This window comes from Bifidobacterium sp. (genome assembly GCF_051876855.1).
GTDB lineage: Bacteria > Actinomycetota > Actinomycetes > Actinomycetales > Bifidobacteriaceae > Bifidobacterium.
This window is the reverse complement of sequence record NZ_JBJEIH010000047.1, coordinates 5,940-11,248: the sequence shown is the minus strand read 5'-3', so window position 1 is coordinate 11,248 and position 5,309 is coordinate 5,940. Positions and strand designations below refer to the sequence as shown.

Below are 5,309 nucleotides of genomic sequence, written 5' to 3'. Positions count from 1 at the left end.
CCGACCAGCACCACCACCCCCCGACCCACTCACCCACACCAAACAGCGAAAGGCCCCTTTAATTTATTATCTTTCGACACTACAATCTTTTGGCCATTATCATGATCGTCTTTATAGATATTCAACGTACCGGGGGCTTTTTCATTGACACTGACATAGCACGCGGGAGGGCACGTAAACCCACCCTTTGGTACGACAATCTTCCCGTTGTTGTCCTCGGCGATTGTCTCCAGCACCAGCGACGCGTTCTTCACATCAGACTCGACAGAGGAACGCCACGCGGACTTACGCTGGTTCAGGTAAATGGGCACGGCCACAGCGGCCAGGATGCCGATGATGATGACCACGACGAGCAGCTCCACCAGCGTGAAGCCCTTCTCACCATTCTTACGACGATTCAGTGCATGTCGAACGCTTGTCATCATACACTCCTTCCTCGGGGTGAAAACTTGATATCTCCTTTTGACTCACTGTGAGTCGCCGAAGATACTACTATCATACACGAATCGTGTGTTTGCCGGAACTGAGGCCACTGCTGTAGACATACCGTCCCGTCACGCATTCAATGACATGCGCAGCCGACCGGAACACTCGGTGAAATGGCGGGATCCGGAATCTCCTGTCATCCGTCGACGTACGCGTACATGGCATACTCGCAAACGACAGCCCCACACCGTACGGAAAGCTGGCTACGCCCGGCTTCGAGAAGACATGAGCATCAACCCAACGCCCCGACACCCCCGACACGCATACGATTGCAACGCCTGCGAAGATTCTCAGCAATAACCTTGGCTCCCCTATGCCGCCTTACTTGGTGTGACTGCGTCTGACAAACGGATCCGGCGGCAATGCCGGTGGCTGCGTAAGACAGTTGCCTAGATACAGTTTGGCCCCACACGCCATAACACGTGTGGGGCCAAAACCGGAATAAGGGCTTGCGATAGTGCCGCCTGTAATCTACTTTGAACTCACTTGTCGCCCCAAGACATGGTGCCGTCGGTAGAGCTATACGTGCAGACGCTACCACTACCGGTCACGTTAGAGTTGTTGCCCTTGATGGTGTAGCTGTTGCCATCGGAAGCAATTGTCACCTTAATGGTATTGTCCGCAGAAACCGTGATGTCTTGATCACCGAGCTTACCCTTGCCGGTAGTGAATCCGTCCGCAGGGGGAGTAATGCCCTTGAAAGAGCCATTGTGTTGAGTGGAATAGGTTTCCAGTGCGAGCGACGCGTTCTTCACGTCAGATTCCACCGACGCGCGCCACGCGGACTTGCGCTGGTTCAGGTAAATCGGCACGGCGACAGCGGCCAGGATGCCGATGATGATCACGACGACGAGCAGCTCCACCAGTGTGAAGCCCTTCTCACCGTTTCGACGACGATCCAAAGCATGCTGAACACTCTTCACGGTTCTCTCCTGTTTCGACGGTTATTAAGACTCTCTTCTTCATCAGCCAGCAGAACGCCGGTTTCACTTTCTATGATATGGCAGCATTGCCACGCGAAAAGACGTCAAACGTTTGACGTGATGCCGTTTCTGTCATGCGCGTGTCGTGATGTTGGTGCGTGGCATACGTACGAACGGCAGCCTTGCTTGGTGACTGCATCTGACACCCGGATTCGGCGGCAATACCGGCGGTCGCACGAGACAGCCGACTAGAAACAGTTTGGCCCCGCACGCATACAACGTGCGGGGCCAAACTTCTGTAACAGAGACTACCCAACGACAGACATCAATCCCATGCGGTTTCTAAACCAGCATTATCAGAGTTAAGACCGAAAGTCCATCACGGAGTCATACTCAGTCACGTCTCACTCACCAGTGCCAGTACCTGCCTTGTCACCAGTGCCAGTACCTGCCTTGTCACCAGTGCCAGTACCTGCCGTCGCCTTTGTCCAAGTAATGGTGCCTTTGTCAGAGTTATACTCGCAGGTACCGTCCTTGGTCTTATCCAGATTGCTGTTCTCGCCTGTGATCGTATATGTGTTGTTGGCGGTATCAACAGCAATCGTAATCGTGTTGTCCTTGGTGACAGTGATTTCCTGCGAAGTGGATCCCAGGGTCCACTTGCCTTTAGCACCCGTCTTGTTTGAATCATTCGTATATGTACCGTTAACCGCAGGAATCTTACCGTTGCTCTCAGTGGTCGCGGTCTCGATTGCGAGCGACGCGTTCTTCACATCGGACTCGACGGAGGACTTCCACGCGGACTTGCGCTGGTTCAGGTAAATCGGCACAGCCACGGCGGCAAGGATGCCGATGATAATCACGACGACCAGAAGCTCCACCAGCGTGAAGCCCTTCTCGCCCTTCTTACGACGATTCAGTGCGTTCTGAACACTCTTCATAATTCTCTCCTTAGAACAAGGTTCTTCTTTCCTTGCCGGTTCACCAACGAACCAGCAAAGTGATTCCATCATACACCCTGTTGGTGCAAACGATTGCACATACAGCCAAGTCAAACGTTTGACGAATTGGAAATCTTCACAAATAGCAAAAATTCTGCCCCGCACGCAATACAGCGCACGGGGCAGAACTTCAATCTTCTTCAGCGTCAGCTAAGCGTCGTCTTTGCGGACGCCCAGCTCATGGTGCCGTCCGAGGACGTGTAGTTGCAATACTGATCGCCAGTAGTGATGTTCTCGTTGTGACCAGTGATGACATACTGATTGTTTTTAATCGTAATGTCAAGAGTGTTGCCGGTAGAAACCGTAATCTTCTGGTTATCGGTACCGATTGTGCAGCCTGTAGGGCCAGTGCACGTCTTGCCCCAAGAAGTTTCGAGCTTTCCATTATTATTCGTGGACTCCGTCTCCAGCACCAGCGACGCGTTCTTGACATCGGACTCGACGGAGGACTTCCACGCGGACTTGCGCTGGTTCAGGTAAATCGGGACAGCGACAGCGGCCAAGATGCCGATGATGATCACGACGACGAGCAGCTCCACCAGGGTGAAGCCCTTCTCGCCCTTCTTACGACGGTTCAGTGCGTTCTGAACACTCTTCATGATTCTCTCCTTACAATAAGGTTCTTCGTTCTTCACTGGCTCACCAACGAACCTGCAAAGTAACTCCATCATACACCCTTTGCATGCAAACGATTGCTTGTACCCCCGAAGTCAAACGTTTGACGAATTGAAAATCTTCACAAATAGCGGGTTCGCCGGCGTGTCTACAACAACATTCCGTTCACTGCAGCTTTACACGACAGGCCGATTCCCTGTATACAACAGTATGCATGCAAACGGTTGCAGTCACGGGGGTATGCTCGGCCATCGCGCCGCACCCGACCGGCCGCACAACCACCGCACAACCACAGACAAGGAGCAGGCATGTCTTTCGACAACGCGCACGATTATTTGACATCACACGGGTACGGCGATCGAATCATCGTGCTGGAAGCCGCCAGCGGCACCGTCGCCGAAGCGGCACAGGCGCTCGGCACGCAACCCGAACGCATCGCGAAATCCTTGTCGTTCCTGCTTGACGGCCAGCCGATCATCATCGTCACCAAAGGCACCGCGCGCGTCGACAATCGCAAGTACAAGGCCACCTTCCACAGCAAAGCAAGCATGATCCCCTTCGGCGAAGTGGACTCGTATATCGGGCACGAACCGGGCGGCGTGTGCCCCTTCGGCATCAAGGACGGCGTGCACGTCTACCTCGACCGCAGCTTGCGCGAATTCGACACCGTCTACCCCGCGGGCGGCGACGACCACAGCGCGGTGAAGCTCACGCCCGACGAACTCTACGATGTCTCCGGCGCCGACGACTGGGTCGACGTGTGCAAGGAGTAGCGCGCACGACGGTGCTACGCGACCCGCCGACACAAAACCAATCCCCAGAGAGGTGTCGGTGTCTTCGTGTGAGCCCACGCTCACACACCTAAGCCGAAGCAGACGGAATCAGCCGTCTGACCGTCCCGGAGACGTCATCGTGTGAGCATCGGCGCACACACCCACGGCCGGAACGACCGAATCCAGCCACCCGGACCGCCCGACCGGCGACAATGCGAGGATTCGCTCACACAACGCCACGCACAGCTCCCGCGCAAACCCAATCCAGCCCACAAACACCCCACCCTGTGAGCCCACGCTCACACAACGCCGCCCGCATCCGCCCAGTACCGCCCGCAGCCGCCCGCAATCTACTTGTCATCCCACTGCTACCCGCTCACGATTCTTACCCGCCATCACCTCCCCACCCGCTCACTCCCCACTCCCCCATTCCCATACCCGCGCGCGGCTTGTACGATGGTCGGCATGAGTGAATTGCAAGAGCGGATGCCACACATCACAGCATTCCCGGAAGCGCTGGGCACCGGTATCATCGTGCGGAGCGCGCGGGCGATCGGCCCCACGTTGAAGCGCGATCTGCAATCGTTCATCGATGAATACGATGCCACGCTTTCCCGGTTCCGCTCGGATTCCCTGGTCGGTCGCATGGCGGCGGCTGCCCGTGGCGGTTCCTTCGATTTCCCCGACTGGTCGTGGCCGCTGTTTGAGCTTTATGATGCGCTGGATTCCGCGAGCCGCGGGGCGATTGACCCTTGTGTGGGTGAGGATCTGATTCGGCTCGGCTACGGTGCCGACATGACCTTCACCGTCGAGCGGAACGCGCGCGAGCATACCGGCAGCATCCACGGTCGACCCACATGGCGAGGCGACGTGGAACGGCACGGCACAACGCTGTTGGCACATCGCGCGGTGCATCTTGATTTCGGGGCGTGCGGGAAAGGCTACCTTGTGGATTTGTTGGCTCGGCGATTGCGCACAATCATCAGCGCTGAATGGCTGATTGATGCCGGCGGCGACATGGCAATCAACATTCCCGATGCCGCACGACCGGTGTCGATCGGGCTGGAAGACCCGGCAGATACGGCGAACGCAATAGGCATTGCACACATGGCAAGCGGATCGTTCTGCGCGTCGGCGCCAAGTCGACGGCATTGGGGAGCCGCGCACGACGAACTGCATCACTTGTTGAACGCCATCGACGGGCAACCCGCGCATGGCGTGAGCGCAGCATGGGTGGCTGTTCCTTCGCCTGTTTCCGCGGGAAGATTGGCGGTGACACCGAGAAACGGTGATGCCGTCGAGACGACAAGAAGCATGATTGCCGTTGATTCCAGCGCCGATGATCACGATTACGCTGTCACTGCCACCACTGCCGAATCTGCTGACACCGTCACTGCCGGACCCGGCGGAATCACCGCCGCCGCCGATGCCGCCGAACCCGCCGCAACCGCCGCCACAACCGCTGGACCCGCCGCAACCGCCGCCGCACCTGCGGTATCGGGCTCGGCGCG

6 protein-coding genes are annotated in these 5,309 nt (G+C 57.0%); 2 read left to right on the top strand and 4 right to left on the bottom strand.

The window, feature by feature from the left end; all coding sequences use genetic code 11:
* Positions 1–29: 29 nt before the first annotated feature.
* The 4 genes from ACI38B_RS03905 to ACI38B_RS03890 all read right to left on the bottom strand — a co-directional run bounded on the left by ACI38B_RS03905 (position 30) and on the right by ACI38B_RS03890 (position 3,009).
* Positions 30–425 (bottom strand): type IV pilin protein, encoded by a 396-nt coding sequence (locus tag ACI38B_RS03905; protein WP_439729604.1) that lies wholly within the window; start codon positions 423–425, stop codon positions 30–32.
* Positions 426–968: 543 nt separating this feature from the next.
* Positions 969–1,409: a type IV pilin protein gene (locus ACI38B_RS03900; protein ID WP_439729603.1), complete on the bottom strand. Its 441-nt coding sequence runs from the start codon at positions 1,407–1,409 to the stop codon at positions 969–971.
* Positions 1,410–1,813: 404 nt separating this feature from the next.
* The gene (locus ACI38B_RS03895) at positions 1,814–2,350 is read right to left on the bottom strand and encodes a type IV pilin protein (protein ID WP_439729602.1); all 537 of its coding nucleotides are present in this window, start codon (positions 2,348–2,350) and stop codon (positions 1,814–1,816) included.
* A 206-nt stretch (positions 2,351–2,556) separates the two neighbouring features.
* A complete protein-coding gene (locus ACI38B_RS03890; protein ID WP_439729601.1) occupies positions 2,557–3,009 on the bottom strand; it encodes a type IV pilin protein in 453 nt (150 codons plus the stop codon).
* Positions 3,010–3,333: 324 nt separating this feature from the next.
* Between ACI38B_RS03890 and ACI38B_RS03885 the strand changes: the two genes are divergently transcribed.
* Positions 3,334–3,798: a YbaK/EbsC family protein gene (locus ACI38B_RS03885; protein ID WP_439729600.1), complete on the top strand. Its 465-nt coding sequence runs from the start codon at positions 3,334–3,336 to the stop codon at positions 3,796–3,798.
* Positions 3,799–4,284: 486 nt separating this feature from the next.
* Positions 4,285–5,309 (top strand): FAD:protein FMN transferase (locus ACI38B_RS03880; RefSeq protein ID WP_439729599.1); only part of this gene is annotated, 1,025 nt, incomplete at its 3' end.